Origin of the sequence: Pseudomonas fluorescens HK44 (assembly GCF_000217955.3) — a bacterium.
GTDB lineage: Bacteria > Pseudomonadota > Gammaproteobacteria > Pseudomonadales > Pseudomonadaceae > Aquipseudomonas > Aquipseudomonas fluorescens_AQ.
In genome coordinates this window covers 17,149-42,163 of the sequence record NZ_AFOY02000020.1, presented here as the reverse complement: position 1 = coordinate 42,163, position 25,015 = coordinate 17,149, and the positions used below count along the sequence as shown (strand labels likewise).

Sequence of the window (25,015 nt, the reverse complement as noted above, 5' to 3'; positions counted from 1 at the left end):
CACTTCATCAGTGACCGGGGCTTTTTTGTACCTGACTTGTAGGAGCACGGCTTGCCGGCGATGGCGTCCTTGAAATCGCCATCGCGAGCAAGCTTGGCTCCTACAAGTTGGTCATAGCATCAGAACTGCGATTGCAGGTAGTTTTCCAGACCGACCAATTTGATCAGACCCAACTGCTTCTCCAGCCAGTACGTGTGATCTTCTTCAGTGTCGGCCAGTTGAATGCGCAGGATCTCGCGGCTGACATAGTCCTTGTGCAGCTCGCAGAGCTCGATGCCTTTGCAGAGCGCGGCACGGACTTTGTATTCCAGGCGCAAGTCGGCAGCGAGCATCTCGGGAACCGTGGTGCCGACGTCCAGATCGTCCGGGCGCATGCGTGGCGTGCCTTCCAGCATGAGGATTCGGCGCATCAGCGCATCGGCGTGCTGGGCCTCTTCTTCCATCTCGTGATTGATACGCTCGTAGAGCTCAGTAAAGCCCCAGTCCTCATACATCCGCGAATGGATGAAATATTGATCACGTGCTGCCAGTTCGCCCGTGAGCAACGTGTTGAGGTAATCGATTACGTCTGGATGGCCTTGCATCGCCCTACATCTCCCTGCTTGAAAGGCTGTAGTTTGAACCAAGCGGACTGATTGGTCACTCGAGTAGCACGATAAAAGCGAAGATACGCTGAGAAAAGTAGCTGAAATAACGCAAAAACCGCCCAAATGAGGGCGGTTCTGCTTATCGTTTAGACTTACTTAAGCTGTACGCCCAGAGCCTTTGCGATGCCTTCCCCGTAAGCGGTATCCGCTTTGTAGAAGTGCTGCAGTTGACGCTGAACCACGTCACTGGAAACGCCCGCCATCGCACCGGCAATGTTGTTGATCAGCAGGGTTTTCTGCTCATCGCTCATCAAGCGAAACAGCGCACCGGCGTGGCTGTAGTAATCGGTATCTTCACGATGATCGTAACGATCGGCCGCGCCGCTCAGGGCCAGTGCTGGCTCTGCGTATCGTGGAGCTTGCTTCGGCGCATCGGCGTAGCTGTTTGGCTCGTAGTTCGGTGTACCGCCACCGTTGCTGCCAAATGCCATGGAGCCGTCACGCTGATAGCTGTTGACCGGACTACGTGGCGCATTCACCGGCAACTGCTGGTGATTGGTACCGACGCGATAGCGGTGGGCATCAGCGTAGGCGAACACCCGACCTTGCAGCATACGGTCCGGTGACAAGCCCACACCCGGCACCATGTTGCTTGGACCAAACGCCGCCTGCTCGACTTCAGCGAAGTAGTTCTGCGGGTTGCGATTGAGCTCAAGCTCACCGACTTCGATCAGCGGGAACTCTTTCTGCGACCAGGTTTTGGTCACATCGAACGGGTTCTCGTAATGCGCCGCGGCCTGGGCCTCGGTCATGATCTGAATGCACACGCGCCATTTCGGAAAGTCACCGCGCTCGATCGCACCGAACAAGTCGCGCTGAGCGTAATCCGGATCAGTACCCGCCAGGCGTGCAGCCTCGGCCGGCGCCAGGTTCTTGATGCCCTGCCTGGTCTTGTAGTGCCACTTCACCCAATGACGCTCGCCTTTGGCGTTGATCAGGCTGTAGGTGTGGCTGCCAAAGCCGTGCATGTGACGGTAGCCGTCAGGGATGCCGCGATCCGAGAACAAGATAGTGACCTGGTGCAGCGCCTCAGGCGAATGCGACCAGAAGTCCCACATCATCTGTGCGCTTTTCAGGTTGCTTTGCGGCAAACGTTTTTGGGTGTGGATAAAGTCCGGGAACTTCAGCGGATCACGGATGAAGAACACTGGCGTGTTGTTGCCAACGATGTCCCAGTTGCCTTCCCCGGTGTAGAACTTCAGCGCAAAACCACGCGGGTCGCGTTCGGTATCTGCAGAACCGCGCTCGCCACCCACCGTGGAGAAACGCAGGAAGGTCGGGGTTTGCTTGCCAACGGACTCAAACAGCTTGGCACTGGTGTACTGGGTAATGTCGCGGGTAACGGTGAACGTACCGTAAGCACCCGAGCCTTTGGCGTGTACGCGGCGCTCCGGGATGTTTTCACGGTTGAAGTGGGCAAGCTTCTCGATCAGGTGAAAGTCGTCGAGCAGCAGCGGGCCACGAGGGCCGGCGGAACGGGAATTCTGGTTGTCGGCGACGGGTGCGCCACTGGCGGTAGTAAGCGTTTTATCCTGGCTCATGCTCAATCTTCCTCTTCAGTCTTGGAAACTGCCGGCGAATCGGCTGGGAGGGAGTATTGACCACGAGCACGGCACCATCAAATTCATTAAATTGTCTTGATCGATAGAAATTAACTAACGATCAAGCCTTGCAGACAGTAAGGGTATCGGCATAACGCTTCAGTGCACTTTTCTTGCAGGCACAAAAAACCGGGCACTAGGCCCGGCTCTTCGTTTCAGACTGACGTCTTACTCAGCGGATACAGCTTCACCGCCGACAGCACGATCAACCAACTCGACGTACGCCATAGGCGCGTTGTCGCCAGCGCGGAAACCGCACTTGAGGATGCGCAGGTAGCCACCCTCACGGGTAGCGTAACGCTTGCCCAGGTCGTTGAAGAGCTTACCAACGATAGCTTTCGAACGAGTACGGTCGAAAGCCAGACGGCGGTTAGCCAGGCTGTCTGTCTTGGCCAAAGTGATCAGCGGCTCAGCAACGCGACGCAGTTCTTTAGCTTTTGGCAGTGTAGTTTTGATCAGCTCGTGCTCGAACAGCGACACCGCCATGTTTTGAAACATGGCCTTGCGGTGCGAGCTGGTGCGGCTCAGGTGACGACCACTTTTACGATGACGCATGGTTCATTCCTTACCAAACACAACGTTCGGTGATTACGACGATCAGGCAGTCGCCTTGTCGTCCTTCTTAAGACTTGCAGGCGGCCAGTTGTCGAGGCGCATGCCGAGGGACAGACCGCGGGAGGCCAGAACGTCCTTGATTTCAGTCAAGGATTTCTTGCCAAGGTTCGGAGTCTTCAACAGTTCTACTTCGGTACGCTGAATCAGGTCGCCGATGTAGTAAATGTTTTCCGCCTTAAGGCAGTTAGCCGAACGTACAGTCAGTTCCAGATCGTCAACCGGGCGAAGCAGGATCGGATCGATCTCGTCTTCTTGCTCGATTACCACTGGTTCGCTGTCACCTTTGAGGTCGACGAACGCAGCCAACTGCTGTTGCAGAATGGTTGCAGCACGGCGGATAGCCTCTTCAGGATCCAGAGTACCGTTGGTTTCCAGATCAATAACCAGCTTGTCCAGGTTAGTACGCTGCTCGACACGGGCGTTTTCCACCACGTATGCGATACGGCGAACCGGGCTGAACGAAGAGTCAAGCTGCAAGCGACCGATGCTGCGGCTTTCGTCTTCATCGCTCTGACGCGAGTCGGCCGGTTCATAACCACGACCACGAGCTACTACTAGCTTCATGTTCAGGGCGCCGTTAGACGCCAGGTTAGCGATTACGTGATCGGGATTAACGATCTCGACATCATGATCCAGCTGAATATCGGCAGCGGTAACCACCCCCGAACCCTTCTTCGACAAGGTCAGCGTAACTTCGTCACGGCCGTGCAGCTTGATAGCCAGACCTTTAAGGTTCAACAGGATTTCAATTACGTCTTCCTGTACACCTTCGATGGCGCTGTACTCGTGGAGCACACCGTCAATCTCGGCCTCGACTACTGCACAGCCGGGCATTGAGGACAACAGGATGCGGCGCAGCGCGTTGCCCAGGGTGTGGCCAAAACCACGCTCGAGAGGCTCGAGAGTGATCTTGGCGCGGGTTGGACTGACAACCTGCACATCAATATGGCGGGGTGTCAGGAACTCATTTACCGAAATCTGCATGGATGCACCTATTTTCTAGCCCTTACTTGGAGTAGAGCTCGACAATCAGGCTTTCGTTGATGTCGGCGGACAGATCACTGCGAGCTGGAACGTTCTTGAAAACGCCCGACTTCTTCTCAGTGTCTACTTCTACCCATTCTACGCGGCCACGTTGGGCACACAGATCGAGAGCTTGGACAATGCGAAGTTGGTTCTTTGCTTTCTCGCGAATCGCGACCACGTCACCAGCACGAACCTGGTAGGACGGCACGTTTACGGTCTGACCGTTAACGCTGACGGATTTGTGCGATACCAGCTGACGGGATTCGGCACGAGTCGAACCAAAGCCCATACGGTATACAACGTTGTCCAGACGGCATTCGAGCAGCTGCAACAGGTTTTCGCCGGTTGCGCCTTTCTTGCCAGCAGCTTCTTTGTAGTAGCCGCTGAATTGACGCTCGAGAACGCCGTAGATACGACGGACCTTCTGCTTTTCACGCAGTTGGGTGCCGTAATCGGACTGGCGACCGCGGCGTTGGCCGTGGATACCAGGTGCTGCTTCAATGTTGCACTTCGATTCGATCGCGCGCACGCCGCTCTTCAGGAAGAGATCGGTGCCTTCGCGACGAGCGAGTTTGCATTTTGGACCAATGTAACGAGCCATTCTTTACAATCTCCTGGATTACACGCGGCGCTTCTTCGGCGGACGGCACCCGTTGTGCGGGATTGGCGTCACGTCGGTGATGCTGGCGATCTTATAGCCACAGCCGTTCAAAGCACGGACAGCGGACTCACGACCTGGACCTGGACCTTTGACGTTAACGTCGAGGTTTTTCAGGCCATATTCCAGCGCAGCTTGACCAGCACGTTCAGCAGCTACTTGAGCAGCAAACGGGGTGGACTTGCGGGAACCGCGGAAACCCGAACCACCGGAGGTAGCCCAGGAAAGAGCGTTACCTTGACGGTCGGTGATGGTCACGATTGTGTTGTTAAAAGACGCGTGGATGTGGGCGATGCCATCAACCACTGTCTTTTTGACTTTTTTACGAGGACGAGCAGCAGGTTTTGCCATGATTAAATTCCTGTCGATTCGCTGGGGCGATTACTTGCGGATCGGCTTACGCGGACCTTTACGGGTACGCGCGTTGGTCTTGGTACGCTGACCGCGTACTGGCAGACCACGACGATGACGCAGACCGCGATAGCAACCGAGGTCCATCAAGCGCTTGATTTTCATGTTGATTTCGCGACGCAGGTCACCTTCAGTGGTGAACTTCGCCACTTCGCCACGCAGCTGTTCAATCTGCTCGTCGCTCAGATCCTTGATCTTTGCGGCTGGGTTTACCCCAGTCACTGCACAGATCTTCTGTGCAGTTGTGCGACCAACACCATAGATGTAGGTCAGCGAGATAACAGTATGCTTGTTATCTGGAATGTTGACGCCTGCAATACGGGCCATTCAGTGGGACTCCAATTGACAGCTACCTACGCCCCGGAAGCCAAGAAATAGGGCGCGAGATAATATCGCTGTAATAACAAATAATCAACCCAGCAGCGCACTAGCTGCTGGGCTTGAAGCACAATCACACTCAGCCTTGGCGCTGTTTGTGACGCGGTTCCGCGCTGCAAATTACTCGAACAACACCTTCGCGGCGAATAATCTTGCAGTTACGGCACAGCTTTTTCACCGATGCACGAACTTTCATCACCAACTCCTCGAACCTTATGGGTCAGCGCAGCATGCCGCTGCCGTAACCCTTCAGGTTGGCTTTCTTCATCAGGGATTCGTACTGGTGCGAAACGAGGTGCGATTGTACTTGGGACATGAAGTCCATCACAACCACGACCACGATCAGCAACGAGGTCCCGCCAAGGTAGAACGGAACGTTTGCCGCAACCACCAGGAACTGGGGCAACAAGCACACGGCCGTCATATAAAGAGCACCGAACATGGTCAAGCGAGTCAGAACGCCATCAATATAGCGCGCAGACTGCTCACCTGGACGGATACCCGGAATAAAGGCACCGGACTTCTTCAGGTTTTCCGCTACGTCTTTCGGATTGAACATCAACGCCGTATAGAAGAAGCAGAAGAAAATAATCCCTGCACTAAACAGCAGAATATTCAACGGCTGACCAGGAGCGATCGACTGCGAGATGTCCTGTAACCAGCCCATACCTTCAGACTGACCAAACCAGGCACCCAACGAAGCCGGGAACAGCAAAATGCTGCTCGCGAAAATAGCCGGAATAACACCGGCCATGTTCACTTTCAGCGGCAAGTGGCTAGTCTGCGCAGCAAACACCTTGCGGCCCTGCTGACGCTTGGCGTAGTGAACAGCAATACGACGCTGACCACGCTCAATGAACACCACGAAACCGATAATCGCTACTGCCAGCAAACCGATGGCAACCAAGGCGAAGATATTGATATCACCCTGACGCGCAGACTCGAAAGACTGCCCGATTGCTCTCGGAAGACCGGCGACGATACCCGAAAAAATCAACATCGAGATACCGTTGCCAACACCACGCTCAGTAATCTGCTCACCCAGCCACATCATGAACATCGCACCAGCCACAAAAGTGGATACCGCGACGAAATGGAAGCCAAAGTCACCAGTGAACGCAACGCCCTGCCCCGCCAGACCAATGGACATGCCAATTGCCTGAACGAGAGCGAGGACGACAGTGCCGTAGCGGGTGTACTGGCTGATCTTGCGACGGCCAGCTTCACCTTCCTTCTTCAACTGCTCCAGCTGCGGGCTGACGGCTGTCATCAGTTGCATGATGATCGATGCCGAAATGTACGGCATGATCCCCAGTGCAAAGATGCTCATCCGCTCCAGCGCGCCGCCGGAAAACATGTTGAACAAGCTAAGAATGGTCCCCTCATTCTGTCGAAACAGGTCTGCGAGTCGGTCCGGGTTGATACCTGGAACCGGGATGTGTGCGCCTATTCGGTAGACGATAATCGCCAGGAACAGAAAACGCAGACGAGCCCAGAGTTCAGACATACCGCCTTTGCCGAGCGCAGAGAGAGCACCTTGCTTAGCCATTTATTCCTCGAACTTGCCGCCAGCTGCTTCGATAGCCGCACGCGCACCTTTGGTGGCGCCGATTCCCTTTCCGATGGTGACAGCGCGAGTAACTTCGCCGGACAGCATGATTTTCACACGCTGAACGTTGACGTTAATTACGTTGGCATCTTTCAGGGACTGCACGGTGACGATGTCGCCTTCCACTTTAGCCAGTTCGGACAGACGCACTTCTGCGCGGTCCATGGCCTTCAGGGAAACGAAACCGAACTTCGGCAGGCGACGATGCAGCGGCTGTTGACCGCCTTCAAAGCCTGGAGCAATGGTGCCACCGGAGCGGGAGGTTTGACCTTTGTGACCACGGCCACCAGTCTTACCCAAACCACTACCGATACCACGGCCCGGACGATGCTTTTCGCGACGGGAACCCGGCGCTGGACTCAGATCATTGAGTTTCATCGATTAACCCTCGACACGCAGCATGTAGTAAGCCTTGTTGATCATCCCGCGATTCTCGGGAGTATCCAGCACTTCTACAGTGTGACCGATGCGACGCAGACCCAGACCCTTAACGCACAGTTTGTGGTTAGGGATGCGGCCGGTCATGCTTTTGATCAGCGTTACTTTAACGGTAGCCATGATCAGAAGATCTCCTTGACGCTTTTGCCACGCTTGGCGGCAATGGATTCAGGAGACTGCATAGCTTTCAAACCTTTGAAAGTGGCGTGAACCACGTTTACCGGGTTAGTCGAGCCGTAGCACTTGGCCAGAACGTTCTGAACGCCAGCAACTTCGAGGACAGCACGCATAGCGCCGCCAGCGATGATACCGGTACCTTCAGAAGCAGGCTGCATGTACACCTTCGAAGCGCCATGGGCAGACTTCATTGCGTACTGCAGAGTGGTGCCGTTCAGATCAACTTGGATCATGTTGCGGCGAGCAGCTTCCATTGCCTTCTGGATCGCAGCAGGCACTTCACGCGACTTGCCACGGCCGAAGCCAACGCGCCCTTTACCATCACCAACCACGGTCAACGCGGTGAAAGTGAAGATACGGCCGCCTTTAACGGTTTTGGCTACGCGGTTAACTTGAACCAGCTTCTCGATGTAGCCTTCGTCGCGCTTTTGGTCGTTATTTGACATAACTTAGAACTCCAGCCCAGCTTCACGAGCAGCATCAGCCAGCGCCTTGACGCGGCCGTGGTACTTGAAGCCAGAGCGGTCGAAAGCCACCTGCGAGACGCCAGCGGCTTTAGCACGCGTAGCGACCAGCTGGCCAACCTTAGTGGCCGCGTCGATGTTGCCAGTGGCACCATCACGCAGTTCTTTATCCAAAGTCGAGGCACTTGCCAGGACTTTGTTGCCGTCGGCCGAAATGACCTGGGCGTAGATGTGCTGCGACGAACGGAACACGCAGAGACGCACGACTTCGAGTTCGTGCATTTTCAGGCGTGCTTTGCGAGCGCGACGCAGTCGAGTAACTTTTTTGTCGGTCATTTGCTATGCCCTACTTCTTCTTGGCTTCTTTACGACGGACGACTTCGTCCGCGTAGCGCACACCTTTGCCTTTGTACGGCTCTGGTGGACGGAAGTCGCGGATCTCGGCGGCCACTTGACCTACCAGCTGCTTATCGATACCCCGGATCAGGATGTCGGTCTGGCTAGGAGTCTCAGCGGTGATGCCTTCCGGCAGTTCGTAATCCACTGGGTGCGAGAAGCCAAGAGCCAGGTTCAGCACTGTGCCTTTTGCTTGCGCTTTGTAACCAACACCGACCAGCTGGAGCTTGCGCTCGAAGCCTTGGCTTACGCCTTGGACCATGTTGTTTACCAACGCACGAGTGGTACCGGCCATTGCGCGAGTTTGTTGATCGCCATTGCGAGCAGCGAAACGCAGCTCACCAGCTTCTTCAACGATCTCAACGGACGAATGGATATTCAGTTCAAGAGTACCCTTGGCACCCTTCACCGAAAGCTGTTGACCTGCGAATTTTACTTCGACACCGGCTGGCAGCTTAACGGGGTTCTTAGCGACGCGAGACATGCTTATCCCCCCTTAGAACACAGTGCAAAGAACTTCGCCGCCGACACCGGCAGCGCGCGCAGCACGATCCGTCATCACACCTTTGTTGGTGGAGACGATAGACACACCGAGACCGCCACGAACTTTTGGCAGATCATCGACGGACTTGTACTGACGCAGGCCTGGACGGCTAACGCGCTTCACTTCCTCGATGACCGGGCGGCCCTCGAAGTACTTCAGCTCGATGGACAGCAGTGGCTTGATTTCGCTGCTGATCTGATAACCCGCGATGTAACCTTCGTCCTTCAGGACTTTAGCTACAGCCACCTTCAACGTGGAAGACGGCATGCTTACGACGGACTTTTCAGCCATCTGGGCATTACGGATTCGAGTTAGCATGTCCGCTAACGGGTCCTGCATACTCATGGGCTAGACGCTCCTAATACAAAAAAATAAGCCTTGCGGCTACTACCTTCGCCGAGAAACTCCGCACGAAAAAAGCACGGGCTCAGGCGAGCCGGGTATTCTAGACACACCCCACAAATGAATCAAGCCCCAATAGGGGCTTGATTCAAGTTCAAGGTCGCCGGCGGTCAGGATCTTGCGATCCCGAGCACCGAGACTTTGATAGTGCTTACCAGCTGGCTTTAACCAGACCAGGTACGTCACCACGCATTGCCGCTTCACGCAGTTTGTTACGGCCAAGGCCGAACTTGCGGTAAACGCCGTGTGGACGACCGGTCAGGCGGCAGCGGTTACGCATGCGCGAAGCGCTTGCGTCACGTGGCTGCTTCTGCAGAGCTACTGTAGCTTCCCAACGCGCTTCTGGACTTGCGTTCAGATCAACGATGATAGCTTTCAGTGCTGCACGCTTCTTGGCGTACTTGGCAACCGTGAGCTGACGCTTCAGCTCGCGGTTTTTCATGCTCATCTTGGCCATTTTCCTACTCCAATCAGTTGCGGAACGGGAATTTGAAAGCACGCAGCAGTGCGCGACCTTCATCATCGTTCTTGGCAGTGGTGGTCAGGGTAATGTCCAGACCGCGGAGAGCATCGATCTTGTCGTAATCGATTTCCGGGAAAATGATCTGCTCTTTTACGCCCATGCTGTAGTTACCACGACCATCGAAGGACTTGGCATTCAGGCCGCGGAAGTCGCGAACCCGAGGCAGGGAGATCGACAGCAGACGATCCAGGAACTCATACATACGCTCACGGCGCAGGGTCACTTTGACGCCGATCGGCCAACCTTCACGGACTTTAAAGCCAGCGATGGATTTCCGAGCGTAGGTCACAACGACTTTCTGGCCGGTGATCTTTTCCAGGTCAGCAACAGCGTGCTCGATGACTTTTTTGTCGCCGATCGCTTCGCCCAGACCCATGTTCAGGGTGATTTTGGTAACGCGCGGAACTTCCATCACGTTCGAAAGCTTAAGTTCTTCCTTAAGTTTCGGTGCGATTTCCTTCCGGTAAATCTCTTTTAGTCGTGCCATGGTCTTCTACCTAGCAGTGTTCAAGCATCAACCGCTTTTTGGGTCGACTTGAAGACACGAATTTTCTTGCCGTCTTCTACTTTGAAACCAACGCGGTCAGCCTTGTTGGTTTCGCCGTTGAAAATGGCGACGTTGGAAGCGTGCAGTGGCGCTTCTTTTTCGACGATACCGCCTTGTACGCCCGACATCGGGTTAGGCTTGGTATGACGCTTAACCAGGTTCAGACCACCAACGACCAGACGGTCGTCAGCGAGAACCTTAAGCACCTTACCGCGCTTACCTTTGTCTTTGCCGGCGATCACGATGATCTCGTCGTCACGACGAATCTTTTGCATGTCGGATCTCCTTACAGCACTTCTGGGGCGAGCGAGACGATCTTCATGAACTTCTCAGTACGAAGTTCACGGGTCACTGGCCCAAAGATACGGGTGCCGATCGGCTCTTGCTTGTTGTTCAGAAGAACAGCAGCGTTGCCATCAAAGCGGATAATGGAGCCATCAGCACGACGAACGCCGTGACGAGTGCGGACTACAACAGCAGTCATCACTTGGCCTTTTTTCACTTTACCGCGAGGAATTGCTTCCTTGACGGTAACTTTGATGATGTCACCGATACCAGCGTAACGACGATGGGAGCCACCCAGCACCTTGATGCACATAACACGGCGAGCGCCGCTGTTATCGGCCACATCGAGCATGGATTGAGTCTGAATCATATAATTTCTCCGACCCCTAGTCCTTAGACTTCCACAGCGCGTTCGAGAACATCAACCAGTGCCCAAGACTTGGTCTTGGCCAAAGGACGAGTTTCACGAATAGTGACTTTGTCGCCGATGTGGCACTGATTGGTTTCGTCGTGCGCGTGCAGCTTAGTCGAACGCTTAACGTATTTACCGTAGATCGGGTGCTTTACGCGACGCTCGATCAGAACGGTGATGGTCTTGTCCATTTTGTCGCTGACAACACGGCCAGTCAGCGTACGGACGGTTTTTTCGGCTTCAGCCATGATTACTTACCTGCCTGCTGTTTGAGCACAGTCTTCACGCGAGCGATGTCACGCTTAACTTGCCGGAGCAGGTGAGACTGCCCCAACTGGCCAGTTGCTTTCTGCATACGCAGATTGAACTGGTCGCGCAACAGGCCGAGCAGTTGCTCGTTTAGCTGTGGCGCGTCTTTTTCACGAAGTTCATTCGCTTTCATCACATCACCGTCCGTTTAACAAAGGAGGTGGCGAGCGGCAGCTTTGCAGCAGCCAGGGCGAAAGCCTCACGCGCCAGCTCTTCAGAAACGCCCTCGATTTCATACAGGACTTTGCCTGGCTGAATCTGGGCAACCCAGTACTCCACGTTACCCTTACCTTTACCCATCCGAACTTCGAGTGGCTTTTTGGTGACAGGCTTGTCCGGGAATACACGGATCCAGATCTTGCCGCCACGTTTTACGTGACGGGTCAGAGCACGACGCGCTGACTCGATCTGACGAGCGGTGAGACGACCACGAGCAACAGACTTCAGCGCGAACTCGCCGAAGCTGACTTTGCTACCGCGCAATGCCAGACCACGGTTGTGGCCAGTCATCTGCTTGCGGAACTTCGTACGCTTTGGTTGCAACATTTGGCGTACCCCTTACTTAGCAGCTTTTTTACGAGGCGCTGGTGCTTGTGGCTTCAGCTCTTCTTGGCGACCACCAATTACTTCGCCTTTGAAGATCCAAACCTTTACACCGATCACACCGTAGGTGGTGTGAGCTTCGTAGTTGGCATAGTCGATGTCGGCACGCAGGGTGTGCAGTGGCACACGACCTTCGCGATACCATTCAGTACGTGCGATTTCAGCACCGCCGAGACGACCGCTCACTTGGATTTTGATGCCTTTGGCACCAATGCGCATGGCGTTTTGTACAGCGCGCTTCATAGCGCGACGGAACATAACGCGACGCTCCAGCTGCTGAGCTACGCTCTGCGCAACCAGCATACCGTCGAGTTCCGGCTTGCGGATCTCTTCGATATTGATGTGCACAGGCACACCCATTTGCTTGGTCAGGTCCTGACGCAGTTTCTCAACATCTTCACCTTTCTTCCCGATAACGATACCTGGACGAGCGGTGTGGATGGTGATACGTGCAGTTTGGGCCGGACGATGGATATCGATACGGCTTACGGACGCGCTTTTTAGTTTGTCTTGGAGATACTCACGCACCTTCAGATCAGCGAACAAATAGTCCGCATAAGTCCGACCGTCTGCGTACCAGACGGAGGTGTGCTCCTTGACGATTCCCAGGCGAATGCCAATGGGATGTACTTTCTGACCCATCTCTTCGACTCCGTTACTTGTCAGCAACCTTGACAGTGATATGGCAAGACCGCTTGACGATGCGATCAGCACGGCCTTTGGCACGTGGCATGATGCGCTTCAGCGAACGCCCTTCGTTGACGAAAACGGTGCTGACTTTAAGGTCATCAACGTCTGCGCCTTCGTTATGCTCGGCGTTGGCTACGGCCGACTCCAGCACTTTCTTCATGATCTCGGCGGCTTTCTTACTGCTGAAAGCCAACAGGTTGAGCGCTTCGCCCACCTTCTTCCCGCGGATCTGGTCGGCGACCAAGCGGGCTTTCTGGGCGGAGATTCGAGCGCCCGACAACTTAGCGGCTACTTCCATTTCCTAACCCCTTAACGCTTGGCTTTCTTGTCAGCCACGTGCCCACGATATGTGCGGGTACCGGCGAACTCGCCCAGTTTGTGGCCGACCATGTCTTCGTTAACGAGAACTGGGACGTGTTGACGACCGTTGTGTACTGCGATGGTCAGACCGACCATTTGTGGCAGGATCATGGAACGGCGCGACCAGGTCTTAACTGGTTTGCGATCGTTCTTTTCCGCCGCCACTTCGATCTTCTTCAGTAGGTGAAGATCGATAAAAGGACCTTTTTTCAGAGAACGTGGCACTGTCGTATCCCTCTATTTACTTGCGACGACGGACGATCATTTTGTCGGTACGCTTATTACCACGAGTCTTCGCGCCCTTAGTCGGGAAGCCCCATGGCGATACCGGATGACGACCACCAGAGGTACGACCTTCACCACCACCATGTGGGTGGTCAACCGGGTTCATGGCAACACCACGAACGGTTGGGCGAACGCCACGCCAGCGTTTGGCACCAGCTTTACCCAGCGAACGCAGGCTGTGCTCGGAGTTCGAGACTTCGCCCAGGGTCGCACGGCATTCAGCCAGCACTTTACGCATCTCACCAGAACGCAGACGCAGGGTCACGTAGACACCTTCACGAGCGATCAGCTGAGCCGAAGCACCAGCGGAACGAGCGATTTGCGCGCCTTTACCTGGCTTCAATTCGATGCCGTGTACGGTGCTACCAACTGGAATGTTACGCAGTTGCAGAGCGTTGCCCGGCTTGATCGGTGCCAGAGCACCTGCGATCAGCTGGTCGCCAGCGCTCACGCCTTTAGGGGCGATGATGTAGCGACGCTCGCCATCTGCGTACAGCAGCAGAGCGATGTGAGCAGTACGGTTTGGATCGTATTCGATACGCTCGACAGTGGCAGCGATGCCATCTTTGTCGTTACGACGGAAGTCGACCAGACGATAATGCTGCTTATGACCACCACCGATGTGACGAGTGGTAATACGGCCATTGTTGTTACGACCACCAGACTTCGATTTTTTCTCGAGCAGCGGTGCGTGAGGAGCGCCTTTATGCAGCTCCTGGTTGACCACCTTGACCACAAAACGGCGGCCAGGGGAAGTCGGTTTGCATTTAACGATTGCCATGATGCACCCCTTCCTTACTCAGCACTGCTGCTGAAATCGAGATCTTGGCCTGGCTGAAGGGAGATAACTGCCTTCTTCCAGTCATTACGCTTGCCCAGACCGCGAGCAGTGCGCTTGCTCTTACCCAGAACATTCAGGGTAGTAACACGCTCTACTTTCACGCTGAACAGGCTTTCGACGGCCTTCTTGATTTCCAGCTTGGTTGCATCAGTAGCAACCTTGAAAACGAACTGGCCTTTCTTGTCTGCCAGAACCGTAGCCTTCTCGGAAACGTGCGGGCCAAGCAGAACTTTAAATACGCGTTCCTGGTTCATCCCAGCAGCTCCTCGAATTTCTTCACGGCCGACACGGTGATCAACACCTTGTCGTATGCGATCAGACTAACTGGATCGGAACCTTGCACGTCACGCACATCAACGTGTGGCAGGTTACGAGCAGCCAGGTACAGGTTCTGATCAACAGCATCGGACACGATCAGGACATCAGTCAGACCCATGCCATTGAGCTTGTTCAGCAGATCTTTGGTTTTCGGTGCTTCAACAGCGAAGTCCTGAACCACGACCAGACGATCAGTACGCACCAGCTCAGCAAGGATGGAACGCATTGCTGCGCGATACATCTTCTTGTTCAGCTTTTGGGAGTGATCCTGTGGACGAGCCGCGAAAGTGGTACCGCCGCCGCGCCAGATTGGGCTACGGATAGTACCAGCACGAGCACGGCCGGTACCTTTCTGACGCCATGGGCGCTTACCGCCACCAGAAACGTCGGAACGGGTCTTTTGCTGCTTGCTACCTTGACGGCCGCCGGCCATGTAGGCCACGACTGCTTGGTGAACCAGCGTCTCGTTGAACTCGCCGCCAAATGTCAGTTCGGAAACTTCGATCGCTTGAGCGTCATTTACATTTAATTGCATGTCAGCTTCCCCTTAACCGCGAGCCTTGGCTGCTGGACGTACAACCAGGTTGCCGCCAGTAGCGCCAGGAACAGCGCCCTTGACCAACAACAGATTGCGTTCAGCGTCCACGCGCACTACTTCCAGGGACTGCACGGTCACGCGCTCAGCGCCCATATGACCGGACATTTTTTTGCCCTTGAATACACGACCAGGAGTCTGGCACTGGCCGATAGAGCCTGGGACGCGGTGGGATACGGAGTTACCGTGGGTGTTATCTTGCCCGCGGAAATTCCAACGCTTGATCGTACCTTGGAAGCCTTTACCTTTGGACTGACCGGTTACATCAACCAGTTGGCCAGCGGCGAAGATTTCAGCGTTGATCAGATCGCCGGCCTGGTACTCGCCTTCTTCAAGGCGGAATTCCATTACGGTACGACCAGCGGCAACGTTCGCTTTAGCGAAGTGGCCAGCCTGAGCAGCTGTTACACGCGAAGCACGACGCTCGCCGACAGTGACTTGCACTGCACGATAGCCATCGGTCTCTTCAGTTTTGAACTGGGTGACGCGATTCGGCTCGATCTCAATGACCGTGACCGGAATGGAGACACCTTCTTCGGTGAAAATACGGGTCATACCGCATTTACGACCGACTACACCAATAGTCATGTTGTAAACCTCATGAGTGTACGGGGCTTTCACCCGCTATGGCCGCCCATTTCAGAGCGTTACACGACTAAGACCGAGTCTTAGCCGAGGCTGATCTGCACTTCCACACCGGCCGCAAGATCAAGCTTCATAAGTGCATCAACGGTTTTATCCGTTGGCTGGACGATGTCCAGAACGCGCTTATGAGTACGGATCTCGTACTGGTCACGCGCGTCTTTGTTGACGTGCGGGGAGACCAGAACGGTGAACCGCTCTTTACGGGTAGGCAGTGGAATTGGACCACGCACTTGAGCACCAGTACGTTTCGCGGTTTCCACGATTTCCTGGGTGGATTGGTCGATCAGGCGATGGTCAAAAGCCTTCAACCTGATACGGATTTGCTGATTTTGCATTGGATTTCAGACTCCGGCTGCTATTCCCACCGGGCGCACTGCGCCCGTTAAAAGGAGGCGCAATTCTATAGACGGGCTAACACAGTGTCAACCCAATAAAAAAGCCCCCGCAAGCGGGGGCTTTTTATCAAATCAACGATTACTCGATGATTTTGGCTACGACGCCAGCGCCGACGGTACGACCGCCTTCACGGATAGCGAAACGCAGACCGTCTTCCATTGCGATGGTCTTGATCAGGGTGACAACCATTTTGATGTTGTCGCCTGGCATTACCATTTCAACGCCTTCCGGCAGTTCGCAGTTACCGGTCACGTCAGTGGTCCGGAAGTAGAACTGTGGACGGTAGCCTTTGAAGAACGGAGTGTGACGACCGCCTTCCTCTTTGCTCAGAACGTACACTTCAGCTTCGAACTTGGTGTGCGGCTTAACCGAACCCGGCTTAACCAGAACCTGGCCACGCTCAACGTCGTCACGCTTGGTACCACGCAGCAGAACGCCGCAGTTCTCGCCAGCACGACCTTCGTCGAGCAGCTTACGGAACATTTCAACACCGGTGCAGGTGGTGACGGTAGTGTCACGCAGACCAACGATTTCCAGTGGATCCTGAACCTTGACGATACCGCGCTCGATACGGCCAGTTACAACAGTACCACGACCGGAGATCGAGAATACGTCTTCGATTGGCATCAGGAACGGCTTGTCGATAACACGAACTGGCTCTGGAATGTAGCTGTCCAGAGTCTCTACCAGACGCTTAACAGCGGTGGTACCCATTTCGTTGTCGTCTTGGCCGTTCAGAGCCATCAGAGCCGAACCGATGATGATCGGAGTGTCGTCACCCGGGAAGTCGTAAGTGCTCAGCAGATCGCGCACTTCCATCTCAACCAGTTCCAGCAGCTCAGCGTCGTCAACCATGTCAGCCTTGTTCAGGAAGACAACGATGTACGGAACGCCTACCTGACGGGACAGCAGGATGTGCTCACGGGTTTGTGGCATCGGACCATCAGCGGCCGAGCAAACCAGAATAGCGCCGTCCATCTGTGCAGCACCGGTGATCATGTTCTTCACATAGTCAGCGTGACCTGGGCAGTCAACGTGAGCGTAGTGACGAATCGAAGAGTTGTACTCAACGTGCGCGGTGTTGATGGTGATACCACGAGCCTTTTCTTCCGGAGCGCTGTCGATTTTATCGAAAGCAACAACGGCCGAACCGAAAACTTCGGAGCAGACGCGAGTCAGAGCAGCAGTCAAAGTGGTTTTACCGTGGTCGACGTGACCGATGGTGCCAACGTTGACGTGCGGTAGGGAACGATCAAATTTTTCTTTAGCCACGACAATTAACTCCTTGCCTAAAGGGCTGAATCAGCCTTGCTTTTTGGTAACAGTTTCGACGATGTGCGACGGAGCTGTATTGTATTTTTTGAATTCCATAGAGTAGCTTGCGCGACCCTGGGACATGGAACGAACGTCGGTCGCATAACCGAACATCTCGCCCAGCGGTACTTCGGCGCGAATTACTTTGCCGGAGACCGTGTCTTCCATACCCAAGATCATGCCGCGACGACGGTTAAGGTCGCCCATCACGTCACCCATATAGTCTTCAGGTGTAACAACCTCTACCGCCATGATCGGCTCAAGCAACTCACCACCGCCCTTCTGGGCCAGTTGCTTGGTCGCCATGGAAGCAGCCACCTTAAACGCCATCTCGTTGGAGTCGACGTCGTGGTAGGAACCATCAAACACGGTAGCCTTCAGGCCGATCAGCGGATAGCCGGCAACAACGCCGTTCTTCATCTGCTCTTCGATACCCTTCTGGATAGCCGGGATGTATTCCTTAGGAACCACACCACCCACCACTTCGTTCAGGAATTGCAGACCTTCCTGACCTTCGTCAGCAGGAGCAAAACGGATCCAGCAATGACCGAACTGGCCACGACCACCGGACTGACGAACGAACTTGCCTTCGATCTCACAGCTCTTCGTGATGCGCTCACGATAGGAAACCTGAGGCTTACCAATGTTGGCTTCGACGTTGAACTCACGACGCATCCGGTCAACCAGGATGTCCAGGTGCAACTCGCCCATGCCGGAGATGATCGTCTGACCAGTCTCCTCATCGGTTTTAACGCGGAAAGACGGGTCTTCCTGAGCAAGCTTGCCCAGAGCGATACCCATTTTTTCCTGGTCATCCTTGGTCTTAGGCTCAACGGCAACCGAAATAACCGGTTCCGGGAAGTCCATGCGAACCAGGATGATTGGCTTGTCAGCGTTGCACAAGGTTTCGCCAGTGGTGACGTCCTTCATGCCGATCAAGGCCGCGATGTCACCAGCGCGTACTTCCTTGATTTCTTCACGGGCGTTTGCGTGCATTTGCACCATACGACCCACGCGCTCTTTCTTGCCTTTAACCGAGTTGATCACGCCGTCGCCGGAGGCCAACACGCCCGAGTAAACACGAACAAAGGTCAAGGTACCCACGAATGGGTCGGTAGCGATCTTGAACGCCAGAGCCGAGAACGGCTCGTCGTCGCTCGCATGACGCTCCATTTGCTTTTCCTCGTCATCCGGGTCAGTACCCTTGATGGCAGGAATATCGGTAGGAGCAGGCAAGTAGTCGATAACGGCGTCGAGAACCAGGGGAACACCCTTGTTCTTGAAGGAAGAACCGCAAACAGCCAGAACGATCTCACCAGCGATAGTACGCTGACGCAGAGCAGCCTTGATTTCCTCGATGGAGAGTTCTTCCCCTTCGAGGTACTTGTTCATCAGCTCTTCACTGGCTTCAGCCGCAGCCTCAACCATGTTGCTACGCCACTCTTCAGCCAGTTCCTGCAGCTCAGCAGGGATAGCTTCGCGACGAGGCGTCATGCCCTTGTCAGCATCGTTCCAGTAAACCGCTTCCATGGTCATCAGATCGATCTGACCCTGGAAGTTGTCTTCGGAACCGATAGCCAACTGGATTGGCACCGGAGTGTGACCCAGACGCTGCTTGATCTGAGCGATCACGCGCAGGAAGTTCGCACCAGCACGGTCCATCTTGTTCACGTAAACGATACGTGGAACACCGTACTTGTTGGCTTGACGCCATACGGTTTCGGACTGAGGTTCAACACCCGAAGTACCACAGAACACAACGACCGCGCCATCGAGTACACGCAGGGAACGCTCAACTTCAATGGTGAAGTCTACGTGGCCCGGGGTGTCAATGACGTTGAAGCGGTATTGGTCCTTGTGCTGCTTCGCAGAACCCTGCCAGAAGGCGGTGATAGCAGCAGAAGTAATGGTAATACCACGCTCCTGCTCCTGCACCATCCAGTCCGTGGTCGCGGCGCCGTCATGCACCTCGCCCATCTTGTGACTTTTGCCGGTGTAAAAAAGGACGCGCTCAGTGGTAGTGGTTTTACCAGCATCCACGTGAGCAACGATACCGATGTTACGGTAGCGGCTAATCGGAGTAGTACGAGCCATAAAGCCCTCGCAAAATTAGTGAAGCTAAAATTAGAAGCGGTAGTGCGAGAAAGCTTTGTTAGCTTCAGCCATACGGTGCACGTCTTCACGCTTCTTAACAGCAGCACCTTTACCTTCAGCAGCGTCCAACAGTTCGCCAGCCAAACGCAGAGCCATAGACTTCTCGCCGCGCTTACGGGCGAAGTCTACCAACCAGCGCATTGCCAGAGCGTTACGACGGGACGGACGAACTTCGACCGGAACCTGGTAAGTAGCACCACCTACACGGCGCGACTTCACTTCGACCAGCGGAGCGATGGCGTCGAGAGCTTTCTCGAAGATTTCCAGGGGATCGCTGTTCTTGCGTTCTTTAACCTTTTCCAGCGCGCCATAAACGATACGCTCGGCAACGGCTTTCTTGCCGCTCTCCATCACGTGGTTCATGAACTTGGCCAGGATTTGGCTTCCGTATTTTGGATCGTCAAGCACTTCGCGCTTGGCTGCTACGCGTCTTCTTGGCATGGATAAGCCCTCAAACGGTCTTCAGGTTCGCTCGGAATCGGTGCCCTTTCGGGACGCCTCCGACCTTACTCTTATCGACTCAGAAAATAGATAATTCAGTGTTTACAAAAAGCCGCTACTACTTAGGCTTCTTGGTACCGTACTTCGAACGACCCTGGTTACGACCTTTAACGCCGGAAGTATCCAAAGAACCGCGTACGGTGTGGTAACGAACACCTGGCAAGTCTTTTACACGACCGCCGCGGATCAGTACCACGCTGTGCTCTTGCAGGTTGTGGCCTTCACCGCCGATGTACGAGGAAACCTCGAAACCGTTGGTCAGACGCACACGGCATACTTTACGCAGTGCCGAGTTAGGTTTTTTCGGCGTGGTGGTATACACACGGGTGCATACGCCACGACGTTGCGGGCAGTTCTGCAGCGCAGGCACGTCGGATTTCTCGACGATACGCTTACGCGGCTGACGTACCAGCTGGTTGATAGTTGCCATCTACTAGCTCCACTGTTGTCTTGCGACGCTATTGTCTTGCAAGAAAAGCAAAATGGCAGGAACGAATTCCCGCCAAATTTAGGGGTACAAGAGTCTAAAGAGGATCTTGTCCCCAGTCAAGGCAAGGCCCCGACCTCCCCGCTCATCCAACCTCGACAAATTGTCTCGATTCGATGAGCGGGGGCGCCAGGGCCCCACACTTATTTATCGCAGAACTCAGTTACCACTCGAGTTCAGCGCTTCGGTCAGTGCAGCTTCCACTTCACTGGCGCTTACGCGCAACGGTTTGTCAGCATCACGGCGGCGCTTGCGCTCGCTGTGATAAGCCAGACCGGTACCTGCCGGGATCAAACGACCCACGACCACGTTTTCTTTCAGGCCGCGCAGGTAATCGCGCTTGCCGGTTACCGCCGCTTCGGTCAGTACGCGAGTGGTCTCTTGGAAAGAGGCCGCCGAGATGAACGATTCGGTCGACAACGACGCCTTGGTGATACCCAGCAGAACGCGAGTGAACTTGGAAACGAACTTGTCGTCGCCAGCCAAACGCTCGTTCTCTACCAGGACGTGAGTCAATTCCATCTGGTCGCCCTTGATGAAAGTGGAATCGCCGGATTCAGCGATTTCAACTTTACGCAGCATCTGACGCAGGATGGTCTCGATGTGCTTATCGTTGATCTTCACGCCTTGCAGACGGTAAACGTCCTGGATCTCGTTAACAATGTACTTGGCCAGCGCACTCACACCCAGCAGACGCAGGATGTCGTGTGGATCGCTCGGGCCGTCGGAGATAACTTCGCCGCGGTTCACTTGTTCGCCTTCGAAGACGTTCAGGTGACGCCACTTCGGAATCAGCTCTTCATACGGATCGCTACCGTCGTTCGGGGTAATGACCAGACGGCGCTTGCCTTTGGTCTCTTTACCGAACGCGATGGTGCCGCTGACTTCAGCCAGAATCGAGGCTTCTTTCGGACGACGGGCTTCGAACAAGTCGGCAACACGCGGCAGACCACCGGTGATGTCACGGGTCTTCGAAGTCTCTTGCGGAATACGCGCGATAACATCACCGATCGCGATTTTCGCACCGTCCGCCACACCGACCAGGGCGTTGGCAGGCAGGAAGTACTGAGCAATTACGTCGGTACCCGGCAGCAAGAGATCCTTGCCATTGTCATCAACCATCTTCACTGCAGGACGGATGTCTTTACCGGCAGCTGGACGGTCTTTGGCGTCGAGTACTTCAATGTTGGTCATACCGGTCAATTCGTCAGTCTGACGCTTGATCGTGATGCCTTCTTCCATGCCCACGTAGGTCACGGTACCTTTCATTTCGGTAACGATCGGGTGAGTGTGCGGATCCCACTTGGCCACGATTGCACCAGCGTCGACCTTGTCACCTTCTTTAACCGAAATCACGGCACCGTACGGTAGCTTGTAGCGCTCGCGCTCACGACCGTAGTCATCAGCGATTGCCAGCTCACCGGAACGGGATACAGCAACCAGGCAACCATCCACTCGCTCAACGTGCTTCAGGTTATGCAGACGGACGGTACCGCCATTCTTCACCTGAACGCTGTCGGCTGCGGAGGTCCGGCTTGCCGCACCACCGATGTGGAACGTACGCATTGTCAGCTGGGTACCCGGCTCACCGATCGACTGGGCAGCGATTACGCCGACAGCTTCACCGATGTTCACCTGGTGACCACGAGCCAGATCACGGCCGTAGCACTTGGCGCAAATGCCATAACGGGTTTCGCAGCTGATCGGCGAACGCACGATCACTTCGTCGATGCTGTTCAGCTCGATGAATTCAACCCACTTCTCGTCTACCAGAGTGCCGGCAGGAACGATGATTTCCTCGGTACCTGGCTTGAACACGTCACGGGCGATCACACGACCCAATACACGCTCACCCAACGGCTCTACAACGTCACCGCCTTCAATGTGCGGAGTCATCAGCAGACCGTGTTCGGTGCCGCAATCGATCTCGGTTACCACCAGATCCTGCGCTACGTCTACCAGACGACGAGTCAGGTAACCGGAGTTCGCAGTTTTCAACGCGGTATCCGCCAGACCTTTACGAGCACCGTGAGTGGAGATGAAGTACTGAAGTACGCTCAAACCTTCACGGAAGTTCGCAGTAATCGGCGTTTCGATGATGGAACCGTCCGGCTTGGCCATCAGGCCACGCATACCGGCGAGCTGACGGATCTGCGCAGCAGAACCCCGTGCGCCCGAGTCGGCCATCATGTACATCGAGTTGAAGGACTCTTGCTCGACTTCGACGCCATGACGGTCGATGACTTTCTCTTTCGAGAGGTTGGCCATCATCGCCTTGGAAACTTCGTCGTTCGCCTTGGACCAAAGGTCGATCACTTTGTTGTACTTCTCGCCCTGGGTTACCAGGCCGGAGGCGTACTGACTTTCGATCTCTTTCACTTCATCGGTGGCAGCACTGATGATGCGGGCCTTTTCATCCGGGATAACGAAGTCGTTAACACCGATGGAAACGCCGGAAATGGTCGAATAGGCGAAACCGGTGTACATCAACTGGTCAGCGAAGATCACGGTCTCTTTCAAACCAACCACGCGGTAGCACTGGTTGATCAGCTTGGAGATCGCCTTTTTCTTCATTGGCAGGTTGACGACATCGTACGACAGACCTTTTGGCACAACCTGGAACAACAGCGCACGGCCGACAGTGGTGTCGACGATACGGGTGTTGCTCACGCTGCCACCGTCACGGTCGTTGACGGTTTCGTTGATCCGCACTTTAACCTTGGCGTGCAGTGCGGCTTCGCCGGCACGGAACACACGGTCAACTTCTTGCAGATCCGCGAACACACGACCTTCGCCTTTGGCGTTGATCGCTTCACGAGTCATGTAGTACAGACCCAATACAACGTCCTGCGACGGAACGATGATTGGCTCACCGTTGGCTGGCGACAGAATGTTGTTGGTCGACATCATCAACGCGCGCGCTTCCAACTGGGCTTCCAGTGTCAGCGGTACGTGCACGGCCATTTGGTCGCCGTCGAAGTCGGCGTTGTACGCGGCGCAGACCAGCGGGTGCAGCTGGATAGCTTTACCTTCGATCAGAACCGGTTCAAATGCCTGGATACCCAAACGGTGAAGGGTAGGTGCACGGTTGAGAAGCACTGGGTGTTCGCGGATAACTTCAGCGAGAACGTCCCAAACTTCCGGCAGTTCGCGCTCAACCATCTTCTTGGCAGCTTTGATGGTGGTCGCGAGACCACGCATTTCCAGCTTGCCGAAAATGAACGGCTTGAACAGCTCGAGAGCCATTTTCTTCGGCAGACCGCATTGGTGCAGACGCAGGGTCGGACCTACGGTAATTACCGAACGACCGGAGTAGTCAACACGCTTACCGAGCAAGTTCTGACGGAAACGACCCTGCTTACCCTTGATCATGTCAGCCAGGGATTTCAGAGGACGCTTGTTGGAACCGGTGATAGCGCGGCCACGACGACCGTTATCGAGCAAGGCGTCGACAGCTTCCTGCAACATACGCTTTTCGTTGCGCACGATGATGTCCGGAGCGGACAGATCAAGCAGGCGCTTCAAGCGGTTGTTACGGTTGATCACTCGACGATACAGGTCATTGAGGTCGGAAGTCGCGAAACGACCGCCATCCAATGGGACCAGTGGACGCAGATCTGGCGGCAGAACCGGCAGAACGGTCAGCACCATCCACTCTGGCAAGTTGCCGGAACCCTGGAAGGCTTCCATCAACTTCAGACGCTTGGACAGCTTCTTGATTTTGGTTTCGGAGTTGGTTTGCGGAATTTCTTCACGCAGACGACCAATCTCGTGTTCCAGGTCGATAGCGTGCAGCAGTTCACGGACAGCTTCGGCACCCATGCGGGCATCGAAATCGTCGCCGAACTCTTCCAGCGCTTCGAAGTACTGCTCGTCGTTGAGCAGCTGACCTTTTTCAAGGGTGGTCATGCCTGGATCGATAACGACATAGCTCTCGAAGTAGAGAACACGTTCGATATCACGCAGGGTCATGTCCATCAGCAAGCCGATACGGGACGGCAGCGATTTCAGGAACCAGATGTGGGCAACTGGCGAGGCCAGTTCGATGTGCGCCATGCGCTCACGACGAACTTTTGCCAGCGCGACTTCAACGCCGCACTTCTCGCAGATCACACCACGGTGCTTCAAGCGCTTGTACTTACCGCACAGGCACTCGTAATCCTTTACCGGGCCAAAGATCTTGGCGCAGAACAGGCCGTCACGCTCAGGTTTGAACGTACGGTAGTTGATGGTTTCCGGCTTTTTAACTTCACCGAACGACCACGAACGGATCATCTCAGGCGATGCCAATCCGATACGGATGGCGTCGAACTCTTCGACTTGACCCTGGTTTTTCAGCAAATTCAGTAGGTCTTTCAAGGCCTTTCCTCCTGGCGGAGCAGAG

The 25,015-nt window shown here is 54.9% G+C and carries 35 protein-coding genes; all 35 read right to left on the bottom strand.

The features are described 5' to 3' along the window. Positions 1-119 precede the first annotated feature (119 nt). The 35 genes from bfr to rpoC all read right to left on the bottom strand — a co-directional run bounded on the left by bfr (position 120) and on the right by rpoC (position 24,990). Entirely contained in the window at positions 120-584 is a 465-nt protein-coding gene (gene bfr / locus HK44_RS25545) for a bacterioferritin (RefSeq protein WP_019693877.1), read from the bottom strand. Positions 585-739: 155 nt separating this feature from the next. Further along, positions 740-2,188, bottom strand: a complete 1,449-nt coding sequence (locus HK44_RS25540; protein ID WP_019693878.1) for a catalase — start codon at positions 2,186-2,188, stop codon at positions 740-742. Positions 2,189-2,416: 228 nt separating this feature from the next. Further along, positions 2,417-2,803: a 50S ribosomal protein L17 gene (gene rplQ / locus HK44_RS25535; protein WP_007924175.1), complete on the bottom strand. Its 387-nt coding sequence runs from the start codon at positions 2,801-2,803 to the stop codon at positions 2,417-2,419. Positions 2,804-2,845: 42 nt separating this feature from the next. Beyond that, positions 2,846-3,847: a DNA-directed RNA polymerase subunit alpha gene (locus HK44_RS25530; protein ID WP_007924176.1), complete on the bottom strand. Its 1,002-nt coding sequence runs from the start codon at positions 3,845-3,847 to the stop codon at positions 2,846-2,848. Between the two features lie 22 nt (positions 3,848-3,869). Next, the gene (rpsD, locus tag HK44_RS25525) at positions 3,870-4,490 is read right to left on the bottom strand and encodes a 30S ribosomal protein S4 (RefSeq protein ID WP_003210056.1); all 621 of its coding nucleotides are present in this window, start codon (positions 4,488-4,490) and stop codon (positions 3,870-3,872) included. A gap of 18 nt (positions 4,491-4,508) precedes the next feature. After that, positions 4,509-4,898: a 30S ribosomal protein S11 gene (gene rpsK, locus HK44_RS25520; protein WP_002555466.1), complete on the bottom strand. Its 390-nt coding sequence runs from the start codon at positions 4,896-4,898 to the stop codon at positions 4,509-4,511. Between the two features lie 30 nt (positions 4,899-4,928). Next, entirely contained in the window at positions 4,929-5,285 is a 357-nt protein-coding gene (rpsM, locus tag HK44_RS25515) for a 30S ribosomal protein S13 (RefSeq protein ID WP_003186020.1), read from the bottom strand. A 130-nt stretch (positions 5,286-5,415) separates the two neighbouring features. Next, entirely contained in the window at positions 5,416-5,532 is a 117-nt protein-coding gene (rpmJ, locus tag HK44_RS25510) for a 50S ribosomal protein L36 (protein ID WP_002555468.1), read from the bottom strand. Positions 5,533-5,556: 24 nt separating this feature from the next. Beyond that, entirely contained in the window at positions 5,557-6,885 is a 1,329-nt protein-coding gene (gene secY / locus HK44_RS25505; protein WP_003228718.1) for a preprotein translocase subunit SecY, read from the bottom strand. Next, positions 6,886-7,323, bottom strand: a complete 438-nt coding sequence (gene rplO / locus HK44_RS25500) for a 50S ribosomal protein L15 (protein ID WP_003228720.1) — start codon at positions 7,321-7,323, stop codon at positions 6,886-6,888. Positions 7,324-7,326: 3 nt separating this feature from the next. Next, complete coding sequence (gene rpmD / locus HK44_RS25495; RefSeq protein ID WP_003186033.1) at positions 7,327-7,503, bottom strand: 50S ribosomal protein L30; 177 nt, start codon at positions 7,501-7,503, stop codon at positions 7,327-7,329. 2 nt (positions 7,504-7,505) lie between these two features. After that, positions 7,506-8,006: a 30S ribosomal protein S5 gene (gene rpsE, locus HK44_RS25490; RefSeq protein WP_003186035.1), complete on the bottom strand. Its 501-nt coding sequence runs from the start codon at positions 8,004-8,006 to the stop codon at positions 7,506-7,508. Positions 8,007-8,009: 3 nt separating this feature from the next. After that, the gene (gene rplR / locus HK44_RS25485; protein ID WP_003186037.1) at positions 8,010-8,360 is read right to left on the bottom strand and encodes a 50S ribosomal protein L18; all 351 of its coding nucleotides are present in this window, start codon (positions 8,358-8,360) and stop codon (positions 8,010-8,012) included. A gap of 10 nt (positions 8,361-8,370) precedes the next feature. Then, positions 8,371-8,904, bottom strand: coding sequence for a 50S ribosomal protein L6 (rplF, locus tag HK44_RS25480; protein WP_007896774.1), 534 nt, complete (start codon positions 8,902-8,904; stop codon positions 8,371-8,373). A 12-nt stretch (positions 8,905-8,916) separates the two neighbouring features. Continuing rightward, positions 8,917-9,309 carry a 30S ribosomal protein S8 gene (rpsH, locus tag HK44_RS25475; protein WP_003186040.1) on the bottom strand — a complete coding sequence of 131 codons (393 nt, stop codon included), beginning with the start codon at positions 9,307-9,309 and terminating at the stop codon, positions 8,917-8,919. Positions 9,310-9,517: 208 nt separating this feature from the next. Beyond that, on the bottom strand, positions 9,518-9,823 hold the full coding sequence (rpsN, locus tag HK44_RS25470) for a 30S ribosomal protein S14 (protein WP_003176414.1): 306 nt from the start codon (positions 9,821-9,823) through the stop codon (positions 9,518-9,520). Between the two features lie 13 nt (positions 9,824-9,836). After that, the gene (rplE, locus tag HK44_RS25465) at positions 9,837-10,376 is read right to left on the bottom strand and encodes a 50S ribosomal protein L5 (protein WP_003210069.1); all 540 of its coding nucleotides are present in this window, start codon (positions 10,374-10,376) and stop codon (positions 9,837-9,839) included. 20 nt (positions 10,377-10,396) lie between these two features. Further along, positions 10,397-10,711, bottom strand: a complete 315-nt coding sequence (gene rplX, locus HK44_RS25460; RefSeq protein WP_007896770.1) for a 50S ribosomal protein L24 — start codon at positions 10,709-10,711, stop codon at positions 10,397-10,399. Between the two features lie 11 nt (positions 10,712-10,722). Beyond that, positions 10,723-11,091 (bottom strand): 50S ribosomal protein L14, encoded by a 369-nt coding sequence (gene rplN, locus HK44_RS25455; protein ID WP_002555479.1) that lies wholly within the window; start codon positions 11,089-11,091, stop codon positions 10,723-10,725. Between the two features lie 23 nt (positions 11,092-11,114). Next, a complete protein-coding gene (rpsQ, locus tag HK44_RS25450) occupies positions 11,115-11,381 on the bottom strand; it encodes a 30S ribosomal protein S17 (RefSeq protein WP_003176419.1) in 267 nt (88 codons plus the stop codon). A 2-nt stretch (positions 11,382-11,383) separates the two neighbouring features. Beyond that, entirely contained in the window at positions 11,384-11,575 is a 192-nt protein-coding gene (rpmC, locus tag HK44_RS25445) for a 50S ribosomal protein L29 (protein ID WP_008030901.1), read from the bottom strand. Continuing rightward, complete coding sequence (rplP, locus tag HK44_RS25440) at positions 11,575-11,988, bottom strand: 50S ribosomal protein L16 (RefSeq protein ID WP_003186052.1); 414 nt, start codon at positions 11,986-11,988, stop codon at positions 11,575-11,577. Before rplP ends, rpmC begins: the two co-directional genes overlap by 1 nt. 12 nt (positions 11,989-12,000) lie before the next feature. Beyond that, on the bottom strand, positions 12,001-12,687 hold the full coding sequence (gene rpsC, locus HK44_RS25435) for a 30S ribosomal protein S3 (protein ID WP_003176422.1): 687 nt from the start codon (positions 12,685-12,687) through the stop codon (positions 12,001-12,003). A 13-nt stretch (positions 12,688-12,700) separates the two neighbouring features. Continuing rightward, positions 12,701-13,033, bottom strand: a complete 333-nt coding sequence (gene rplV, locus HK44_RS25430; protein ID WP_003103908.1) for a 50S ribosomal protein L22 — start codon at positions 13,031-13,033, stop codon at positions 12,701-12,703. Between the two features lie 11 nt (positions 13,034-13,044). Then, positions 13,045-13,320 (bottom strand): 30S ribosomal protein S19, encoded by a 276-nt coding sequence (rpsS, locus tag HK44_RS25425; RefSeq protein WP_002555486.1) that lies wholly within the window; start codon positions 13,318-13,320, stop codon positions 13,045-13,047. Positions 13,321-13,336: 16 nt separating this feature from the next. Continuing rightward, positions 13,337-14,161 (bottom strand): 50S ribosomal protein L2, encoded by an 825-nt coding sequence (gene rplB / locus HK44_RS25420; RefSeq protein WP_003186055.1) that lies wholly within the window; start codon positions 14,159-14,161, stop codon positions 13,337-13,339. Between the two features lie 14 nt (positions 14,162-14,175). Next, the gene (rplW, locus tag HK44_RS25415; protein WP_002555488.1) at positions 14,176-14,475 is read right to left on the bottom strand and encodes a 50S ribosomal protein L23; all 300 of its coding nucleotides are present in this window, start codon (positions 14,473-14,475) and stop codon (positions 14,176-14,178) included. Continuing rightward, on the bottom strand, positions 14,472-15,074 hold the full coding sequence (gene rplD / locus HK44_RS25410) for a 50S ribosomal protein L4 (protein ID WP_003186057.1): 603 nt from the start codon (positions 15,072-15,074) through the stop codon (positions 14,472-14,474). Before rplD ends, rplW begins: the two co-directional genes overlap by 4 nt. 12 nt (positions 15,075-15,086) lie before the next feature. Beyond that, complete coding sequence (rplC, locus tag HK44_RS25405; RefSeq protein WP_003186059.1) at positions 15,087-15,722, bottom strand: 50S ribosomal protein L3; 636 nt, start codon at positions 15,720-15,722, stop codon at positions 15,087-15,089. 80 nt (positions 15,723-15,802) lie between these two features. Further along, positions 15,803-16,114, bottom strand: a complete 312-nt coding sequence (gene rpsJ / locus HK44_RS25400; protein WP_003186070.1) for a 30S ribosomal protein S10 — start codon at positions 16,112-16,114, stop codon at positions 15,803-15,805. Positions 16,115-16,253: 139 nt separating this feature from the next. Beyond that, positions 16,254-17,447 carry an elongation factor Tu gene (gene tuf / locus HK44_RS25395; RefSeq protein ID WP_003186071.1) on the bottom strand — a complete coding sequence of 398 codons (1,194 nt, stop codon included), beginning with the start codon at positions 17,445-17,447 and terminating at the stop codon, positions 16,254-16,256. Between the two features lie 30 nt (positions 17,448-17,477). Beyond that, positions 17,478-19,583 (bottom strand): elongation factor G, encoded by a 2,106-nt coding sequence (gene fusA / locus HK44_RS25390; protein ID WP_019693879.1) that lies wholly within the window; start codon positions 19,581-19,583, stop codon positions 17,478-17,480. A 30-nt stretch (positions 19,584-19,613) separates the two neighbouring features. Continuing rightward, positions 19,614-20,084: a 30S ribosomal protein S7 gene (rpsG, locus tag HK44_RS25385; RefSeq protein WP_002555493.1), complete on the bottom strand. Its 471-nt coding sequence runs from the start codon at positions 20,082-20,084 to the stop codon at positions 19,614-19,616. Between the two features lie 118 nt (positions 20,085-20,202). After that, complete coding sequence (gene rpsL, locus HK44_RS25380) at positions 20,203-20,574, bottom strand: 30S ribosomal protein S12 (protein WP_002555494.1); 372 nt, start codon at positions 20,572-20,574, stop codon at positions 20,203-20,205. Positions 20,575-20,790: 216 nt separating this feature from the next. Next, on the bottom strand, positions 20,791-24,990 hold the full coding sequence (gene rpoC, locus HK44_RS25375) for a DNA-directed RNA polymerase subunit beta' (protein ID WP_019693880.1): 4,200 nt from the start codon (positions 24,988-24,990) through the stop codon (positions 20,791-20,793). Positions 24,991-25,015 lie beyond the last annotated feature (25 nt).

What these genes read in the sequence shown, in the direction of transcription:
- rpsG (WP_002555493.1), bottom strand. Translation starts at nt 20,084, where the DNA reads ATGCCAAGAAGACGCGTAGCAGCCAAGCGCGAAGTGCTTGACGATCCA.
- rplF (WP_007896774.1), bottom strand. Translation starts at nt 8,904, where the DNA reads ATGTCTCGCGTCGCTAAGAACCCCGTTAAGCTGCCAGCCGGTGTCGAA.
- rpmC (WP_008030901.1), bottom strand. Translation starts at nt 11,575, where the DNA reads ATGAAAGCGAATGAACTTCGTGAAAAAGACGCGCCACAGCTAAACGAG.
- rplR (WP_003186037.1), bottom strand. Translation starts at nt 8,360, where the DNA reads ATGACCGACAAAAAAGTTACTCGACTGCGTCGCGCTCGCAAAGCACGC.
- rpsN (WP_003176414.1), bottom strand. Translation starts at nt 9,823, where the DNA reads ATGGCCAAGATGAGCATGAAAAACCGCGAGCTGAAGCGTCAGCTCACG.
- HK44_RS25530 (WP_007924176.1), bottom strand. Translation starts at nt 3,847, where the DNA reads ATGCAGATTTCGGTAAATGAGTTCCTGACACCCCGCCATATTGATGTG.
- fusA (WP_019693879.1), bottom strand. Translation starts at nt 19,583, where the DNA reads ATGGCTCGTACTACTCCGATTAGCCGCTACCGTAACATCGGTATCGTT.
- rpsK (WP_002555466.1), bottom strand. Translation starts at nt 4,898, where the DNA reads ATGGCAAAACCTGCTGCTCGTCCTCGTAAAAAAGTCAAAAAGACAGTG.
- rplC (WP_003186059.1), bottom strand. Translation starts at nt 15,722, where the DNA reads ATGACTATTGGTGTAGTCGGTCGTAAATGCGGTATGACCCGTATTTTC.
- rpsC (WP_003176422.1), bottom strand. Translation starts at nt 12,687, where the DNA reads ATGGGTCAGAAAGTACATCCCATTGGCATTCGCCTGGGAATCGTCAAG.
- bfr (WP_019693877.1), bottom strand. Translation starts at nt 584, where the DNA reads ATGCAAGGCCATCCAGACGTAATCGATTACCTCAACACGTTGCTCACG.
- HK44_RS25540 (WP_019693878.1), bottom strand. Translation starts at nt 2,188, where the DNA reads ATGAGCCAGGATAAAACGCTTACTACCGCCAGTGGCGCACCCGTCGCC.
- rplP (WP_003186052.1), bottom strand. Translation starts at nt 11,988, where the DNA reads ATGTTGCAACCAAAGCGTACGAAGTTCCGCAAGCAGATGACTGGCCAC.
- rpsJ (WP_003186070.1), bottom strand. Translation starts at nt 16,114, where the DNA reads ATGCAAAATCAGCAAATCCGTATCAGGTTGAAGGCTTTTGACCATCGC.
- rplQ (WP_007924175.1), bottom strand. Translation starts at nt 2,803, where the DNA reads ATGCGTCATCGTAAAAGTGGTCGTCACCTGAGCCGCACCAGCTCGCAC.
- rpmJ (WP_002555468.1), bottom strand. Translation starts at nt 5,532, where the DNA reads ATGAAAGTTCGTGCATCGGTGAAAAAGCTGTGCCGTAACTGCAAGATT.
- rplX (WP_007896770.1), bottom strand. Translation starts at nt 10,711, where the DNA reads ATGCAAAAGATTCGTCGTGACGACGAGATCATCGTGATCGCCGGCAAA.
- rplO (WP_003228720.1), bottom strand. Translation starts at nt 7,323, where the DNA reads ATGAAACTCAATGATCTGAGTCCAGCGCCGGGTTCCCGTCGCGAAAAG.
- rplB (WP_003186055.1), bottom strand. Translation starts at nt 14,161, where the DNA reads ATGGCAATCGTTAAATGCAAACCGACTTCCCCTGGCCGCCGTTTTGTG.
- rpsM (WP_003186020.1), bottom strand. Translation starts at nt 5,285, where the DNA reads ATGGCCCGTATTGCAGGCGTCAACATTCCAGATAACAAGCATACTGTT.
- rpsE (WP_003186035.1), bottom strand. Translation starts at nt 8,006, where the DNA reads ATGTCAAATAACGACCAAAAGCGCGACGAAGGCTACATCGAGAAGCTG.
- rpsQ (WP_003176419.1), bottom strand. Translation starts at nt 11,381, where the DNA reads ATGGCTGAAGCCGAAAAAACCGTCCGTACGCTGACTGGCCGTGTTGTC.
- rplE (WP_003210069.1), bottom strand. Translation starts at nt 10,376, where the DNA reads ATGGCACGACTAAAAGAGATTTACCGGAAGGAAATCGCACCGAAACTT.
- rplW (WP_002555488.1), bottom strand. Translation starts at nt 14,475, where the DNA reads ATGAACCAGGAACGCGTATTTAAAGTTCTGCTTGGCCCGCACGTTTCC.
- rplV (WP_003103908.1), bottom strand. Translation starts at nt 13,033, where the DNA reads ATGGAAGTAGCCGCTAAGTTGTCGGGCGCTCGAATCTCCGCCCAGAAA.
- rpsL (WP_002555494.1), bottom strand. Translation starts at nt 20,574, where the DNA reads ATGGCAACTATCAACCAGCTGGTACGTCAGCCGCGTAAGCGTATCGTC.
- secY (WP_003228718.1), bottom strand. Translation starts at nt 6,885, where the DNA reads ATGGCTAAGCAAGGTGCTCTCTCTGCGCTCGGCAAAGGCGGTATGTCT.
- rpsH (WP_003186040.1), bottom strand. Translation starts at nt 9,309, where the DNA reads ATGAGTATGCAGGACCCGTTAGCGGACATGCTAACTCGAATCCGTAAT.
- rplD (WP_003186057.1), bottom strand. Translation starts at nt 15,074, where the DNA reads ATGCAATTAAATGTAAATGACGCTCAAGCGATCGAAGTTTCCGAACTG.
- rpsD (WP_003210056.1), bottom strand. Translation starts at nt 4,490, where the DNA reads ATGGCTCGTTACATTGGTCCAAAATGCAAACTCGCTCGTCGCGAAGGC.
- rpmD (WP_003186033.1), bottom strand. Translation starts at nt 7,503, where the DNA reads ATGGCTACCGTTAAAGTAACGCTGATCAAAAGCATGACCGGCCGCATC.
- rplN (WP_002555479.1), bottom strand. Translation starts at nt 11,091, where the DNA reads ATGATTCAGACTCAATCCATGCTCGATGTGGCCGATAACAGCGGCGCT.